Annotated in this window: 12 protein-coding genes; 5 read left to right on the top strand and 7 right to left on the bottom strand. The window is 60.1% G+C overall.

Translation table 11 applies throughout. The annotated features are described in order from the left end of the window. Positions 1 to 4: 4 nt before the first annotated feature. From sucB to ACWTV3_RS01920, 3 genes are all read right to left on the bottom strand, one after another. Positions 5 to 1,552 (bottom strand): 2-oxoglutarate dehydrogenase, E2 component, dihydrolipoamide succinyltransferase, encoded by a 1,548-nt coding sequence (gene sucB, locus ACWTV3_RS01930; protein WP_498476592.1) that lies wholly within the window; start codon positions 1,550 to 1,552, stop codon positions 5 to 7. 60 nt (positions 1,553 to 1,612) lie between these two features. After that, positions 1,613 to 2,986, bottom strand: coding sequence for a dihydrolipoyl dehydrogenase (gene lpdA, locus ACWTV3_RS01925; RefSeq protein ID WP_498476591.1), 1,374 nt, complete (start codon positions 2,984 to 2,986; stop codon positions 1,613 to 1,615). A 99-nt stretch (positions 2,987 to 3,085) separates the two neighbouring features. After that, positions 3,086 to 4,573 carry a leucyl aminopeptidase gene (locus ACWTV3_RS01920; protein ID WP_498476590.1) on the bottom strand — a complete coding sequence of 496 codons (1,488 nt, stop codon included), beginning with the start codon at positions 4,571 to 4,573 and terminating at the stop codon, positions 3,086 to 3,088. Positions 4,574 to 4,674: 101 nt separating this feature from the next. Between ACWTV3_RS01920 and ACWTV3_RS01915 the strand changes: the two genes are divergently transcribed. The 3 genes from ACWTV3_RS01915 (at position 4,675) to ACWTV3_RS01905 (ending at position 7,887) form a co-directional block, all read left to right on the top strand. Next, positions 4,675 to 5,610, top strand: a complete 936-nt coding sequence (locus tag ACWTV3_RS01915; RefSeq protein ID WP_498476589.1) for a proteasome assembly chaperone family protein — start codon at positions 4,675 to 4,677, stop codon at positions 5,608 to 5,610. 218 nt (positions 5,611 to 5,828) lie between these two features. Further along, complete coding sequence (locus tag ACWTV3_RS01910; protein ID WP_498476588.1) at positions 5,829 to 7,181, top strand: RNA polymerase sigma factor; 1,353 nt, start codon at positions 5,829 to 5,831, stop codon at positions 7,179 to 7,181. Positions 7,182 to 7,188: 7 nt separating this feature from the next. Beyond that, positions 7,189 to 7,887 (top strand): coenzyme F420-0:L-glutamate ligase, encoded by a 699-nt coding sequence (locus tag ACWTV3_RS01905; protein WP_100388877.1) that lies wholly within the window; start codon positions 7,189 to 7,191, stop codon positions 7,885 to 7,887. Positions 7,888 to 7,934: 47 nt separating this feature from the next. Here the strand turns inward: ACWTV3_RS01905 and ACWTV3_RS01900 are convergent, their stop codons facing one another. Further along, entirely contained in the window at positions 7,935 to 8,936 is a 1,002-nt protein-coding gene (locus ACWTV3_RS01900) for a sugar-transfer associated ATP-grasp domain-containing protein (protein WP_498476587.1), read from the bottom strand. Between the two features lie 74 nt (positions 8,937 to 9,010). After that, positions 9,011 to 9,229, bottom strand: a complete 219-nt coding sequence (locus ACWTV3_RS01895; RefSeq protein ID WP_100388879.1) for a DUF7455 domain-containing protein — start codon at positions 9,227 to 9,229, stop codon at positions 9,011 to 9,013. A gap of 219 nt (positions 9,230 to 9,448) precedes the next feature. On the opposite strand from ACWTV3_RS01895, the gene ACWTV3_RS01890 reads away from it, so the two are divergent. Beyond that, positions 9,449 to 11,527, top strand: coding sequence for a DNA gyrase/topoisomerase IV subunit B (locus ACWTV3_RS01890; RefSeq protein ID WP_498476586.1), 2,079 nt, complete (start codon positions 9,449 to 9,451; stop codon positions 11,525 to 11,527). Positions 11,528 to 11,667: 140 nt separating this feature from the next. On the opposite strand, the gene ACWTV3_RS01885 is transcribed toward ACWTV3_RS01890, so the two are convergent. Beyond that, positions 11,668 to 14,127, bottom strand: coding sequence for a DNA gyrase/topoisomerase IV subunit A (locus tag ACWTV3_RS01885; protein ID WP_498476585.1), 2,460 nt, complete (start codon positions 14,125 to 14,127; stop codon positions 11,668 to 11,670). A 114-nt stretch (positions 14,128 to 14,241) separates the two neighbouring features. Here ACWTV3_RS01885 and ACWTV3_RS01880 point away from each other — a divergent pair, with 114 nt between their 5' ends. After that, positions 14,242 to 15,279, top strand: coding sequence for an alkaline phosphatase family protein (locus tag ACWTV3_RS01880; RefSeq protein WP_498476584.1), 1,038 nt, complete (start codon positions 14,242 to 14,244; stop codon positions 15,277 to 15,279). An 80-nt stretch (positions 15,280 to 15,359) separates the two neighbouring features. Here the strand turns inward: ACWTV3_RS01880 and sepH are convergent, their stop codons facing one another. Beyond that, entirely contained in the window at positions 15,360 to 16,370 is a 1,011-nt protein-coding gene (gene sepH, locus ACWTV3_RS01875) for a septation protein SepH (protein WP_498476583.1), read from the bottom strand. Positions 16,371 to 16,460: the final 90 nt, after the last annotated feature.

The raw sequence follows: 16,460 nt of genomic DNA, 5'->3' as shown, positions 1-16,460 counted from the left end.
TAACTTAGATTCCGAGCTTGTCGGCGAAGTCGCCACCCTCGAGGCGCTTCTTCATGTCGACGAGGAAGCCTGCGGCATCCGCGCCGTCAACGATGCGGTGGTCGTAGCTCAGTGCGAGATAGACCATCGAACGGATCGCGATCGAGTCACCATTGGCGTCGCTGATTACGACGGGCTTCTTGGTGACAATTCCGGTTCCGAGAATTGCCGACTGGGGCAAGAACACCACGGGAGTGTCGAACAGGGCACCGCGTGAACCGGTGTTGGTCAACGTGAACGTTCCGCCCGAGAGCTCGTCAGGAGTGAGCTTGTTGTCGCGGGTGCGAGCTGCGAGATCAGCGATCTCGCCAGCAAGGCCTGCGATGTCAAGCGAGGCAGCGTCGCGGATGACGGGCGTGAGCAATCCACGTTCGGTGTCAACAGCAATGCTGATGTTTTCCTGCGCCGGGTAGACGATCGAGTTGTCCTCGATTGTCGCGTTGATGATCGGGTGCGCGGTGAGTGCCTCCGCTGCAGCCAGAGCGAAGAACGGCAGGAACGAAAGCTTCGTGCCGGTCTTGGCGAGGAAGTCATCTTTCACCTTGTTGCGGAAGTTCGCAACAGCGGTGACATCAACTTCGACGACTGACGTGAGCTGTGCCGACGACTGCATCGACAGCACTGCGCGCTCGGCAATGACCTTGCGCAAACGCGACATCGGAACAGTGGTTCCGCGCAACGGCGAAACTTCGAGCGGAGCCGATGCGGCAGCGGGTGCTGCGGCTTCCGGTGCCGAACTCGTGGCCTGCTCGCTTGCGGCAAGAACATCCTGCTTGCGGATGCGGCCGCCGACGCCCGTTCCCGTGATCGTGCTCAGGTCGACACCACGCTCGTTCGCGAGCTTGCGCACGAGAGGAGTGAGGTATCCAGCCTGCGAGTCGTCGCTGTCGTCCGAGTCAGTTGCTGCAGGTGCAGTTTCTTCAGCGGGAGCGGCGGGTGCTTCTGCCTCGGTGGCAGCGGCGGGCGCTTCCTCCGCAGCAGGAGTAGCGTCTTCGGCAGGAGCCTCAGGGGCTACCGCTGGAGCCTGCTCAGTCGCGGCAGGAGCAGCAGACTCGGCAGCGGGTGCCGCTTCAGCTGCGGGTGCCTCGGCTGCAGAAGTTTCCGCTGCAGGAGCTTCGGCTGCCGGAGCCTCCGCTGCAGGCGCAGCCTGCTCGGCCGGCGCTTCAGCAACGGGTGCGGCTTCTTCAGCCGGCGCCGCTTCAGCAGCAGGTGCGGCTTCTTCAGCAGGTGCCGACTCAGCGGGGGCTTCTTCTGCGGGAGCGTCTCCGCCACCCGAACCGTCGCCGATCTTTACGAGCGCGGTGCCCACTTCAACTGTTTCGTCTTCGGCAACCAAGATCTCTTCGATGACACCGGCGACGGGAGACGGAATCTCCGTGTCGACCTTGTCAGTCGAGACCTCGAGCAGGGGCTCGTCAACCTCTACACGCTCGCCGACTTGCTTCAGCCAGCGGGTCACCGTGCCCTCGGTGACACTCTCTCCGAGTGCCGGAAGGTTAACGGATTCGCTCATCAGTACTGCTCCTTTGTGATGCTTGTCATCAATAGCTTAGTTCCGTGGTTGAGGCGGAGCCTAGACCGCGTGAAGCGGCTTGCCTGCCAGAGCGAGGAATGCCTCGCCGAGGGCTTCATTTTGGGTGGGGTGTGCGTGAAGCAGTGGCGTGATGTCTTCGGGGTGTGCTTCCCAGTTGACGATGAGCTGTGCTTCACCGATCAGTTCGCCAACGCGAGCTCCGATCATGTGGACTCCGATTACCGGGCCGTCGACAACGCGAACGACCTTAATCGAGCCAGCGGTGCCGATGATGGCGCTCTTGCCGTTGCCGCCCAGGTTGTAGTCGTATGCCTTCACGTTTTCAGCGCCGTGCGCCTCGATGGCCTTAGCTTCGCTCAGACCGATCGATGCAACCTCGGGGTCGCTGTACGTGACCTTGGGGATGTTGAGGTCGTTGATCACGATCGGCTTGAGGCCGGCGATCTCTTCGACAACAAAGATTCCCTGCTGGAAACCGCGGTGCGCGAGCTGGAGTCCGGGAACGATGTCTCCCACGGCGTAGACGCCGGGAACGTTGGTTGCGAGTCGCTCGTTTGTCAGAACGAAGCCACGATCCATCTCGATGCCGACCTCTTCGAAGCCGAGGCCTGCAGTAGACGGGCCACGGCCGACAGCGACGAGCAGAAGTTCTGCTTCAACGGTCTCGCCGTTTTCGAGTGTCACGACGACACCGTCATCGTTCTGCTCAACGCTCTTGAAGCGAACGCCCGTGTGGAAGTTGATTCCACGGCGGCGGAATGCGCGCTCGAACTGCTTGCTGACCGACTCGTCTTCGTTCGGGACGAGGTTGGGAAGACCTTCGATGATCGTGACGTCGGCACCCCAGCTCTTCCATACGCTGGAGAACTCCACGCCGATGACGCCGCCACCGAGAACGGCGACCTTCTTGGGAACGAAGTCGAGCTCGAGCGCCTGCTCCGAAGTAATGACGCGGCCGCCGATTTCGAGACCGGGGAGGCTTCGCGAGTACGAGCCAGTCGCAAGGATCACATTCTTGCCCACGACAGTGTCTTCGCCCACCTGAACAGTGTTCGGGGCAACAAGCTTGCCTTCGCCCTCGATCACGGTGATGCCGCGCATCTTCACGAGGCCCTGAAGGCCCTTGTACTTGCTCGCGACGATGTCCTGGCGGTACTTGGTGACGCCGGCGATGTCAATTCCGTCAAGGGTGGTGGTGACGCCGTACTTGGCGGCTTCGCGGGTGACGTCAGCCACTTCTGCTGAGTGCAGCAGTGCCTTTGTGGGGATGCAACCAACGTGCAGGCAGGTGCCTCCGAGCTTGTTCTTTTCGATCAAGCCAACAGTCATACCGAGTTCGGCGGCGCGCAACGCTGCTGCGTAGCCACCACTTCCTCCACCAAGAACGACAAGGTCAAAATTGTGCTCAGCCAATACAGCAGCTCCTCTGTAAGGAATTTGTTCGCCGGAACGCATCGTCTGTAATCCGTGCGACCGGATGGTGCGGAAAGAATCCGCGTTTAAAAAACCTTACTACGGACGGGAAAATTCCTCGGCCAGTTCAATGAGTGTTCGAACACCGATTCCGGTTGCTCCCTTACCGACGTAACCCCAGCCGCCACCGCGGTTGTCGGACGGACCAGCGATATCGATGTGCGCCCACGGGATCGTCTCGGTGCTATCAGGACGCTTTCCCACGAAGTCTTTGAGAAAGGCGGCGGCGATGAGCATGCCACCGGCAGTATTGCCCGGCTTGATGTTTGCGATGTCGGCGATGTCTGATGCGAGCAAAGGACGCAGCTCGGGGCTGATCGGCATCGGCCAGAAAGGTTCGCCTACTCGATCTGCGACAGCGACGACTTGGTTTACCAAGGCCTTATCGCCCATGGCTCCGGCGTAGCGGTTACCGAGGGCAACGACAGCGGCACCGGTGAGAGTGGCGATATCGACGATGGCGTCCGGGTTCTCTTCGCTGGCCGCTACCAGCCCGTCGGCCATGACCAGTCGCCCTTCGGCGTCAGTGTTAAGCACTTCGACGGTCTTTCCTCCGCGAATGGTCAACACGTCGTTGGGACGAATGGCGCTGCCTGACGGCATGTTCTCGGCCAGGCAGAGCCAGGCGGTGAGGCGCACATTGGTGCCGAGTTTTGCGCAGGCCTCTACGACGGCCATGACCGTTGCGGCGCCACTCATGTCGAACTTCATACCGATCATGGAAAGACCCGGCTTGAGCGAGAGCCCGCCGGAATCGAAAGTGATTCCCTTGCCGACGAGCGCAAGATGCTTGGCTGCGTCAGTCGGCGTATAGCTGATCTTGACGAGGCGCGGTCCTCGAGTCGATCCTTGGCCAACTCCTAGGATGCCGCCGAAGCCGCCTTCTTCTAGTTCCTTCTCGGCAAACACTTCTACTTCAACGTTGGCGAGTGAGGCGAGCTCGCTGGCGCGGTCCGCGAAGGTAGCTGGGTAGAGTTCGCGAGGAGCTTCGTTCACGAGGTCGCGCGTCACGTGGGTCGCGTGGGCGATGATGCTGGCGCGCTCGATGAGCGCGGCATCCGTCACTGGGCTAAGAACAGTAATGCTGCTCGCCTGGCTCTTCGCAGCATCAGGGGCGGTGGAACGGTACGCGTCGTACGAATAGGCGCCGATGGCTGCGCCTTCGAGTACGGCGAGCGTGTCCTCCGGTGACTCCGCGCCGAGGGCTAACGCGATGTGTGCGGCGCCGCGCAGCTGACGAGCAGCGGAACCGGCCGCGTAGCGCAGGCTCTCGGCTGTGGGGGAGGAGTCACCGAGACCGATAAAGGCGACTGCAGGCGCAGTAATGCCGTTAGCAGGAATGCGGAAAAGCTCATCAGCAGCCCCGGTGGCGCCAATGACGCTCAGCGACTGCTCGAACGATGAAAGCTCTGGCGACGCGTCGACGAGCTTGGGGCCAGAGTCTGTCTTCACCACCCCAATAACGAGAACATCGGATTCGAGTTCAGAGGCGGACGAGGTGGACAAGTGCAACGTAGCAACGGTCATATCCTCATGATAGCCAGCATCCGTCTGCATGTTCGCTAGGAGCATGATGCTGTGGAGGCGTTTGAAGAGGATGCTGTCGTGCCCGCGATTAGAGTGGGAGCATGCGAGATCCTGCCGGCTTATATGACATCGCGACCGATGTTGCTGGTGTGCCGCGCGGCCTGCCCCTTGTAGCCGGTCTGACTGGCTTCGCGGATGCCGGTGGTGCTGTCAGCCAGTTCAGTCAGTACCTGCTCGACACTCTCGAGCGCACCGTCGTTGCGTCGTTCGACAACGATGCACTCCTTGACTACCGAGCGCGGCGCCCGACTATTTACTTCGACCAAGATCACTTGAGCGACTACCGGCCGGCGAAACTCGAGCTGTACTTAGCCAAAGACGAGTTGGGGCAACCCTTCCTGCTGCTGACCGGATACGAGCCCGACTTTCAGTGGGAGCGCTTCTCCGCAGCGGTGTTGCGATTGATTTCGAAGCTTGATGTGAAGTCCACGACGTGGGTTCATGCCATCCCCATGCCTGTTCCTCACACCCGGAGCATCGGGGTCACGGTCAGCGGAAACCGCTCAGAACTCATCGACTCGATGTCGGTGTGGAAACCTCACACCCAAGTGCCGGCCAATGCGATGCACTTGATTGAATTCCGATTGCAGGAGCTTGGGCATCCCACCGCCGGGTTCGTGCTGTTGATTCCGCACTACCTCGCAGACACGGAGTGGCCGACGGCGGCTGTTACTGCACTCGAGAGCGTGAGTGCTGCAACTGGTCTCATCTTCCCCACAGACCGGCTCCGGGAGGAAGGTCGAGAATTCGTGGCCAAGATCGATGGCCAGGTCGAAAGCAATCAAGAGCTTGCGAAGCTCGTGGGAACGCTTGAAGAGCGCCACGACAATTACATGGAGGAGAACCCTATGCGTTCGCCCCTTACGGATGAAGATGGCGAACTGCCGTCGGCAGACGAGATTGCTGCCGAGCTGCAGAAGTTTCTCGCTATTCGTCGCGCTGGTGATGATGACAGCGCTTCGCAGCCTCCGTTGTAAGTAGCGCGTCTCCGGGGCGGTGCAGATGACAGGTTCTCACTACCGCGATCGCGTGCAGGGTCCGTCGCCTGTGAGCATTGGTGCAGAGCATCAGAAAAGCGTGGCATAATAGGAGTAAGACCCGGTCTTGATTCTGGTTCTGTTTCGCCATGCGGCGGAACAGTCAGAGACTTGACATGGGTCTTAGTACTGCCCGAAAACCTCGGAAAGGTGTTCACATGGCGACCCGAACTAAGACTGCGGAGACTGCATCCGCACCAAAGAAGGCCCCCGCAAAGGCGGCCACGAAGACTGGAACGCGCACTAAAGCTGCCGACGCAGTTGAAGAAGTAGCGACTGACGCTGAAGGCGCCGAGAGCACAACGAAGAAGGCCACGACAAAGAAGGCCACGACAACGAAGTCAACTGCCGCTGCGTCTGCCGCTAAGAAGCCCGCTGCGAAAAAGCCGGCCGCGAAGAAGCCTGCAACGCGTGGCAAGAAGGCTGCCGCCGAAGCTGACGACATCGTCGAGGCTGACGGCGAAGAAGCGAAGCCCGAAGACGATCAAGAAGAGAAGTCAAAGGGTAAAGACGAGGCGCTGCCCACGGGTGCTCTCGTTCTCTCGCTGGTTGACGACGAAGACGACGTTCCCGTGTACTCGGCCGCCATTACCGGTGCCACGGCAGACCCCGTCAAGGACTACCTGAAGCAAATCGGTAAAGTCGCGCTGCTCAACGCTGCTCAAGAAGTTGAGTTGGCCATGCGTATCGAAGCCGGCCTTTTTGCAGAAGACAAGCTTTCTCAGATGGCACCCGGCGAAGTTCGTTCGACCCTCGGCCGCGAACTTCAGTGGGTAGCCAAGGACGGCCAGCGCGCGAAGAGCCACTTGCTCGGCGCCAACCTGCGTCTGGTGGTATCGCTTGCAAAGCGCTACACCGGGCGCGGAATGCAGTTCTTGGACCTCATTCAAGAGGGAAACCTAGGCCTCATTCGTGCGGTCGAGAAGTTCGACTACACCAAGGGCTTCAAGTTCTCGACCTATGCCACGTGGTGGATTCGCCAAGCGATCACCCGCGCAATGGCTGACCAGGCTCGCACGATTCGTATCCCCGTGCACATGGTTGAAGTCATCAACAAGCTCGCACGCGTTCAGCGCCAGATGCTTCAAGACCTGGGCCGCGAGCCCACTCCAGAAGAGCTCTCGCGCGAACTGGATATGACGCCCGAGAAGGTCGTTGAAGTTCAGAAGTATGGTCGCGAGCCTATTTCGCTCCACACGCCGCTCGGGGAAGACGGCGACAGCGAGTTTGGTGACCTCATTGAGGACACCGAAGCTGTTGTTCCTGCCGACGCCGTTGGATTCACCATGCTGCAGAAGCAGCTGGAGAGCCTTCTCGATTCCCTCTCCGAGCGCGAAGCCGGCGTCATCCGCATGCGCTTCGGCCTGGGCGATGGAATGCCGAAAACTCTCGATCAGATCGGTGACACGTTCGGCGTAACGCGTGAACGCATCCGTCAGATCGAATCAAAGACGATGGCCAAACTGCGCCACCCGTCACGCTCGCAGTCACTGCGCGACTACCTCGAATAGGCCAACAATGGGTGCTGAAGCGAACGCTGGTAAGAGTCTCACCGTCGAGGTCGATGGTGCCGTTTACGAACGGCTTCCCATCAAGACTCGTTTGGTGGTTCGTGAAGACGACATCGTTCAGGTCGTCTCGGAGTACGCGGCCGATGTCGTGCGTGATGGAGACCTGCTCTTTGTCACGGAGAAGATCGTCGGAATCACGCAGGGGCGGGCTTACCCGATCTCTGAGGTAGAGCCGCGCAAGCTTGCGACCTTCCTGTCGAAGTACGTGACTAAGACATCTCACGGCATTGGCCTCGGGATGCCTGAGACCATGGAGATGGCGTTGCGCGAGTGCGGGACTCCGCGCATCCTGTTCGCCGCAGCCGTCGCTGCTGTCACGAAGCTCGTAGGCCGTCGCGGTGACTTCTACCGAATTGCAGGGCCCAAGGCTCGCGCGATCGATGGGCCCACGAAAAACACGATTCCGCCGTACGACTCTCACGTCGTACTTGGCCCGGCTCGTCCGGATGGTGTTGCCGCCGACATCGCTGCCGCGCTCGGTCGAAAGATCGACGTGCTCGTCGTTGACATCAACGACTTCGGTGGCAATATCTTAGGCTCGACCGCTACTAAAGCAACGAATGAACTCGTGCTGAAGGTGTTGAAAGACAACCCTCTCGGGCAGGATCACCAAAGCACTCCGCTCGGCGTCATCCGTCGCGCTTAGGGATTCTTGCGAAGAACGAACGATCGGCGAGAGCTCCGCGTGAGCCTCTAGAAGTCGATTACCTCGCGGAACTTGGGGAGCAGTCCTGTCTTGATTCCCGTGAGACTCGGCTTCATCTGGAACACGCCAGTGTTGTAGTTTCCTTCGATTATGGCTGGTCCGGTGGGGGAGATGGCGACATCCCAGCCCACGTAAGGAATTTCCGGAATCACTCGGCCCACGGTGTCGAGCGTGGCAAGAACTTCGTCGTAGAGCGGCACCTGGAATCCGACGATGGGCGTTCCCGTCTGGGGGTGTTCGGTGAAGGTGTTGGCGTACTTGTCGAACGCCCCATAGGGAGCGATGCCGGTCTTTTCGTCGAGAACCGTATACATGCCGCCGCGACCGTAATTGTCGACATCGGCGCCGTTGCCCATGCGTAAGACAGCCTCCATGATGTGAACCTCGGTGCCATCGAAGAAGGTGATCATGCGCAAAGAGTTGACGCTCGTGGGGCATAGTGCCGACATGCCCTCGTGCTGCTCGATAAAGGCTTCAACGAGGAATTGGCGTTTGTTCATGAGCTCGCGATAGAGCGCATGAGCATCGTCGAAGTCATCGCCGCCGTGCTTTTCGATCCCGGCACCGCTCATGCTGTCGACGACTTTGACCATGATTGGATCGTGGTTCTCGACGAATTCGACGAACTCGCTTTCCGAAGCGGTTCTCAGGTCGAGCCATGCACGCCCGAGCCACTCGTCGAAGGTCTTATTGAAAGTGGGCTTGTCGTAAAACCGTTCGCGAAAATCGCGCTGGTTGTACTTGACGACAATGGAATTCGCGTTGCCGCTAGTGATCCAGGTGCGGCGTTCGGCACGACTCAGTACGTTGAACTCGAATTCTTCGTAGTCGAGGTAGCCGGCCTGGTAAACCAGTGAGCACCACACCATGTCAATGAGGATGAAGAACACCGGGGTGCGGCTTCGCGAGCTGATGGCCCGGGCCACAGCGAGCATGTTCTTTACGTCGAGCGAGACAAGACGCGACACGTAGTGTCGGATGCGCTTCACAGTTCTCCTACGAAGGTCACACCGACACACGTGCCGGCAAGCGAGCTAACTATCTGATGATGCTAAACGAAAGCTTAGGCAGTCAGACGGCTGGACTCGTCGTGCCACTTGAGCGCGGTGGGAAACAGCTTGTCTTTGAACTTAGCGCCGTGGTGGGCGCAAAAGAGGAGGTCGCCACTGGCGAGGGTCGCGCGGATATATGCCTGCGCGCCACAACTGTCACAGCGATCGATCGCCGTGAGGGTGTAGTCCATCTCATCGACTGGGGTGTCTTCTGTTGCAATGTTCGACATGGCCTACTCCTTCTTCTTGCTTGCGGTTGTTATTCCGTACGCCTATACAAGCACGAGCGCCTGAAGATTCTTCCTACATTGCAGGCATTTCGCTCAGCGCGTACCGCATCCGGAACGTCGGCCTCGGCCACAGCGTGATGGGTGTCGGTGAGCGGCAATGTCGTGCAGAGAACGTAGTCTTGAATGTGGCCTTCCGTTCTCAAACCCTAGGAGATTACTATGGCGAGCTCTGACTATTCAGCCCGTCACCTATCCGTGCTCGAGGGGCTAGAAGCCGTTCGCAAACGTCCCGGTATGTACATCGGGTCCACCGACTCGCGGGGACTCATGCATTGTCTCTGGGAGATCATCGATAACTCGGTTGACGAGGCTCTCGATGGTCACGGTTCTGAGATCAGCGTCATCCTTCACGCCGATGAGAGTGTCGAAGTGCGTGACAAGGCGCGCGGTATCCCTGTGGATGTCGAACCTAAGACTGGCCTTACCGGCGTTGAAGTCGTGTTCACCAAGCTGCACGCGGGTGGCAAGTTTGGCTCCGGATCCTACGCAGCGTCTGGCGGACTCCACGGTGTTGGAGCTTCAGTCGTTAATGCGTTGTCGGAGCGCCTCGATGTGGAGGTCGACCGCAACGGCAAGACCTACGCCATGTCGTTCCATCGCGGCGAGCCAGGTACTTTTGCCGATTCGGGCGAACCAACGCCGGACGCTCCCTTCACCGCGTTTGTCTCGGGTAGTGAGCTTCGCGTTGTCGGCAAGGTGCCTAAGGGGCGTACTGGTACGCGAGTGCGCTACTGGGCCGATCGTCAAATCTTCACGAAGGGGGCGACTTTCCAGTCAGATGGACTAATCGACCGCCTTCGTCAAACAGCGTTCCTCGTGCCTAATCTCACCTTGAACGTGTCGGATGAGCGAGGCGAAGAACCTCGTCATGAGTCGTTCTCGTTCGAGGGCGGCATTTCGGAGTTTGTTGAGCACCTCGCGGTTGATCCGCCCATCACCGATATTTGGCGACTGACCGGTTCTGGCGGCTTCACCGAGAGTGTGCCGGTTTTGCAAGACAACGGGCACATGGTGTCGACCGAAGTGTCGCGGGACTGTGTAGTCGATGTCGCGCTTCGTTGGGGCACCGGCTATGACACGGTCGTCAAGAGCTTCGTCAACATTATCGCGACGCCGAAAGGCGGAACGCACCTCGCCGGATTTGAGCAGAGCTTGCTCAAGTTCCTGCGGGCAGAGACAGAGAAGAACTCGCGCCGGCTGAAGCTCGGCAACGACAAGCTCGACAAAGACGATGTGCTTGCAGGGCTCACCGTCGTGCTGACGGTTCGACTCCCTGAACCGCAGTTCGAGGGCCAAACTAAGGAAATTCTGGGAACGCCGGCTGTGCGCGCGATCGTGGCCAAGGTCGTGGCGACTGCCCTTTCTGAACGCTTCACCTCCACCAAGCGCGATGACAAATCGCAGGCGGCTCTTGTTCTCGACAAGGTCGTTGCCGAGATGAAGTCGCGTATTTCTGCTCGAGCTCACAAGGAAACCCAGCGGCGCAAGAACGCTCTCGAGAGTTCCAGCCTTCCGGCGAAGCTCGTCGATTGCCGTTCCAACGACGTTGCCAACAGTGAACTGTTCATTGTTGAGGGTGATTCTGCACTCGGCACGGCAAAGCTCGGACGCGACAGCGAGTACCAGGCGTTGCTTCCGATCCGCGGCAAGATCCTCAACGTTCAAAAAGCATCGATTAGCGACATGCTGTCGAACACCGAGTGCGCGTCGATCATCCAAGTTATCGGTGCGGGCTCGGGGCGCAGCTTCGATCTTTCTACTGCTCGCTATGGCAAGGTCATCATCATGGCGGATGCCGATGTCGACGGTGCCCACATCCGTACTCTGCTACTGACGCTGTTCTTCCGGTACATGCCTGACATGATTCGCGATGGGCGTGTCTACGCCGCCGTGCCACCGCTGCACCGCGTCGTCGTGATCAACCCGGGTTCCAAGCCGAACGAAACGATCTACACGTACTCAGAAAAAGAACTCACCGGAGTTCTGGCGGGGCTGAAGAAGTCGGGCAAGCGCTACCAAGACCCGATTCAGCGCTACAAGGGCCTGGGCGAGATGGATGCCGACCAACTGGCGACTACCACTATGGACCGCAACAACCGTGTTCTTCGTCGCGTCAACATTGCGGATGCTGAGAACGCTGGCACGGTCTTCGAGCTTCTCATGGGCAACGAGGTAGCTCCTCGTAAAGAGTTCATCATCCAGGGTCAAGGTCTCGATCGGGATCGTATCGACGTCTAGCTCGGGGGTCGTCGTGGGCGTTCATCGTTCGTTGGCGGCGTCTCAAGCAATCGATCTTCAACGACCGAGGGCCGTTACCTGAACAAATCAGGTAACGGCCCTCGGTCGTTGCGTGCGTGGGGTTGCGCGGTTGGTGCCGGTTACGGAGTGAAGCCGATCGATCCGATCACGCTATCGAGAGGCACGCCTGAACCGTCACGCTTTGTGCGCTCGGTCGGCAGCTGCCGTACAGCTCCATCGGCTCCGACCGCCGTAGCGGGAACTCGGCCGACCCACGCGAGCGTCAGGACGTCCTCGCCCTTGAGCAGCGAGTGAGCGCGAACACCCCCGGTACCGCGACCCTTGGCCGGGAACTGCGAGAACTCGCTGAGCTTGACGCGCCCGGGGTCGGTGCCGGGAATGGTGACACTCGATCCCGAGACTGTTACCGCGACGTTTTCTGCGTCGGCATCTACGGAGTCGAAGAAGATAACCTGGGCTCCGGCGCTTACCCGGATGCCTGCCATTCCTCCGGCGCTGAGACCCTGCGGGCGCACCGCCGAGGCAGCAAAGTGCAGCAGTTGAGTGTCGGAGGTCACAAACGTGAGTTCTGCATTATCCGCGCTATGAGCTGCACCAATAAGCTCATCGCCAGCTTTGAGGGAGATGATCTCGAACTCGGGCTTCGATGGCCACACGCCGGGCGTGACGCGTTTGACGGTGCCCTGGCGGGTGCCAAGCGCGATGGGCTCGTCGCTGTCGAGAGACACGATCGCGAGAACACGCTCTTTCTTCTCTAGCGTGAGATATTCACTGATTTTTGCGCCAGCCCCAAGTTGAACAGAGCTGGTCGGGACGCTCGGTAGATCTACAGCGGTGAATCGGATGAGGCGGCCGCGGTTTGTGATCGCGCCGATCTCAGTTCGCGTTGTCGTGGTGACACGCGAGCGGATTGCGTCGTGCTTCGACCGGCGTGACGCCGCCAAAACCGTGTCGCCTTCGCTGATGCCGACTCGGATGATCCGGCCCGTCGTGGAGAGCAAGACGATGCAGGGTTCATCGGCGATCTCGAGCACGGCCTGATTCTTACGCGCTGCTGCTCGTGATGTCGTTGCAATCGAGGAGGGCGCCTCGGTGAGGAGCGTGCGTCGCGGGGTCCCGAACTTATCGGCAACGGCGTCGAGTTCTTCTGAGACGAGGGCCCGGATGAGTTTGTCGTCCGAGAGCAGCGCCTGAAGACGAGCGATTTCTGCGCGCAGTTTCTCGGCCTCAGCCTCCAGCTCGATACGGCTGAACTTCGTGAGACGACGCAGGCGCAGCTCAAGAATGTATTCGGCCTGCAACTCGCTGAGATCGAACACCTCGCGCAGGCGCGTGCGAGCCTGGTCGCTGTCGTCACTCTGGCGAATGACCTGGATTACTTCGTCGATGTCGACGATCGCGATGAGCAAGCCTTCAACGAGGTGAAGGCGCTCAAGGTGGCGCGCAAGGCGGTACTTACTGCGACGCGTGACAACCTGCAGGCGATGCTTGAGGAAGACCTCGAGCAGAGCCTTGAGTCCGAGAGTTTGCGGCCGACCATCAACGAGCGTGACCGCGTTGATGCTGAAGTTATCTTCCAACGGGGTTAGGCGGTAAAGCTGCTCGAGTACGGCATCCGGGCTGAAGCCGGTCTTGATGCCGATAACAAGACGCAGACCGTGATTGCGGTCAGTGAGGTCGGTGACATCGGAGATGCCCACGATCTTCTTGTTGTTGACGCCATCTTTGATCTTCTCGATGACGCGCTCTGGGCCGACCAAGTAGGGAAGTTCGGTGACGACAAGGCCCATCTTGCGGGCAGTGATCGACTCAACCGCAACCGTGGCGCGGGTTTTGAACGCGCCGCGACCGTTCGCGTAGGCATCCTTCACTCCAGCAAGCCCCATGATCTTTCCGCCGGTAGGGAGATCAGGGCCAGGAACAAATTGCATGAGTTCTTCGAGCGAGGCATCGGGGTTCGTCAGAAGGTACTGCGCCGCACCGACGACCTCGATGAGGTTGTGGGGAGCCATGTTGGTGGCCATACCCACGGCGATGCCGCTTGCACCGTTGACCAACAGGTTCGGGAACGCCGCCGGCAAAACCTCGGGCTGCGTAGTCGAGTTGTCGTAGTTGGGCACGAAATCAACGACGTCCTCGTCGAGGTCATCCGTCATCGCGATAGCGGATGCCTGCAAGCGAGCTTCTGTGTACCGGGGAGCAGCGGGGCCGTCATCCAATGAACCAAAGTTGCCGTGGCCGTCGATGAGCGGCACTCGCAGGATGAAGCTTTGCGTCAGTCGCACCATGGCGTCGTAGATGGAGGCGTCACCGTGGGGGTGGAGCTTTCCCATGACATCGCCGACGACGCGCGAGGACTTGACGTGGCCCTTTTCGGGGCGCAGCCCCATCTCGCTCATCTGGTACAAAATTCGGCGTTGAACCGGCTTGAGGCCGTCGCGTGCGTCGGGAAGCGCACGGGAATAGATCACGGAGTACGCGTACTCCAAGAACGAGCCCTGCATCTCGGTCGTGACATCGATGTCCTCGATGCGTTCGCCGGCAGGGGAGTCTGGGGTGGGTTTTGTGGGAGTAGCCATAGGATTGCCCTAATGTTACCGGCGCTCAACCCAGACTCAGCGAACCTTACCGATGTGTTGTCAAGTTCATTCCAGGCAATCTCAGGCGAGGGGAACCGCTTAAACCTGCCTCCCGTGCGGCACGCTGTTGTGCTGCTCGTCGATGGAATGGGTGCTCACAACCTGAAAGCGCGATTGGGGCACGCCCGCACGCTTGCGGGCGCGTTCTCCAAATCCGCCGTGATTCAGTCCGGGTTCCCGACAACGACGGCGTCAGCCATTGCTGGCCTCACGACGGGCCAGCGATCGGGCCAACACGGCTTGGTGGGATACAGCGCTTTTGATCCGGTGAACAATCGAGTTTTGCAGCAGCTTTCGGGGTGGGATTCTCTTACCGACCCCGGGACGTGGCAGAGGGTCCCGACGATCTTCGAGCGCGCGACGGAGCGTGGCTACACCGTCGTCACTGTTGGAGCCGCACGCTACCGGGATTCGGGGTTCACTAAGGCCGTCTTACGCGGCGCACGCTACGTCGTCGCCGGATCTCTAGCTGAGCGGATTCGCGCCGCGGTAGAAGTTGGTCACACGAGCGGTCAACCCTCACTTACTTATGTCTATGCGCCCGAACTCGATATGGCCGGTCATGCGAACGGGTGGCAATCGCCACAATGGACCCACGCCCTTGAATCTCTCGACTCGGCGCTTGCGGCTGCTGTCACAGAGCTGTCTGCTGATCAGGGCCTTCTCGTCACAGCCGACCACGGGATGATCGATGTCCCTCGTGAGTCGCACGTGCTGTTCGATTCCGCACCCGAGCTGCTTGAGGGAATCGCTCACATTGCTGGTGAGCCTCGCTGCCTGCAGCTCCACTTCGAGGCGAGTCTCGATGTGGATGCCCGCGCCACACTTCTCGAACGCTGGCGCGACTCCGAAGGCGGTCGAGCCTGGGTCGTCAGCAGAGATGAAGCCATCGCAGTGGGCTGGTTCGGCGACGTTGATCCCGAAGTGATCGCTCGAATCGGCGACATCGTCGTTGCCGCCCGTAAGGGGATCGCCTATTACGATTCGCGCGCAGCAAACGATAAGGCGCGCAACATGATCGGCCAGCACGGATCGTGGTCGGATGAAGAGCTTCGAGTGCCGCTGTTGAGGTACGGAGCATTCGCGCTCTAGGTACACCGTGTGTCGGTGAGGCTATGCCCACACAACGCTGTCGCGTCGGGCCGGGTTATGCCAGGCCGGGTCAGGCCGGGTCAGGCCGGGTCGTCGTCCGGCTTTGTGCCAAAGACGATGTCATCCCAGCTGGGCATCGCAACGCGTCGTCGTCGTGACTTTGCCGTCGGTTGAGGCGCCGTTGCTTGGGGAGGCGCGGGAGCATCGCGACGCTCTTCTGCCGCCGGTGGGTCAAGCAGGCGCATCGACGGTTCGGCGCTGGTCGTCGGTTCTGGCGCGTCTTCTTCGGCATCGAAGTTGGCGGGCTCCCGTTCGCCACGTCGGCGACGAAGAGCGTCGAGCAAGTCTGCGGTTTGGTTGCCGACGCCTGCGTCGGCACTGCGATCGCGCATGACGGGAAGTTCCGCTGGTCGGATCGGAGCGGGCTCATCGCCCAGATCGTCGATGTCGAACGCTCCACTATCGAAGCGTGCAGCATCCGGAGCGCCCTCGGTGGGCGTCACGGCACGGAGACGGGGGATGAGGGCTCCGCTCACTTCGCCCTGCTGCGACAGCGTTTTCGCCTCGTTGTTGAGCGGGGAGAGTGACTGACGCTTGGGATCGTACTGCCAGCGTGCGTCGTGATCGATGGTGTTTGCGCTGAACGAAAGCTTGACGATCCACCCTGACTCGGGATCCTTCCAACTCGCCCAGCGCTCGTCGGCCGCGCTCATGTCGGCTAAGCGTTCGCGGATGGCGGATCCAAAGGTTCGTGTGGAGGTGAGGGAGTCAGTTTCGCCGGCCACATGCACGGGAACAGCGAGTGCCGACTTGACGACAAACTCGCGCTCGGCGACGACCGGTCCTTCAAAGCGCTCGATGTACTCGAGGTCGGCGCCGGTGAGATTTGCAACATCCTGTGCCGACATGCCGGCACGGATGTGAGCCTGAATCTCGCGGGGAGCCAACTTGGGGCCGGTTCCCGAGAGGGCGCGGCTTTGGCGCAGTCGAGACTGCAACACGCTGTCAACAGCGAGACGATACCGATTGCCGTCGTTACTCGACACGATCAGTGCACCGTCTTGTACTTCGATTACCCGAAGGTCTTCCATAGCGAACTTCTCCAGCCCTCACGATTCCCCTTTAGGGTCGCACGCATTGGGAAGAATTCATGGGAATAACACGCCCCCATGAACAGTTAT

The sequence above is a fragment of the Salinibacterium sp. AL4.1 genome (assembly GCF_059767305.1).
Note: the sequence above shows the minus strand (reverse complement) of the source record. Positions and strands in the feature narration are given on the sequence as shown.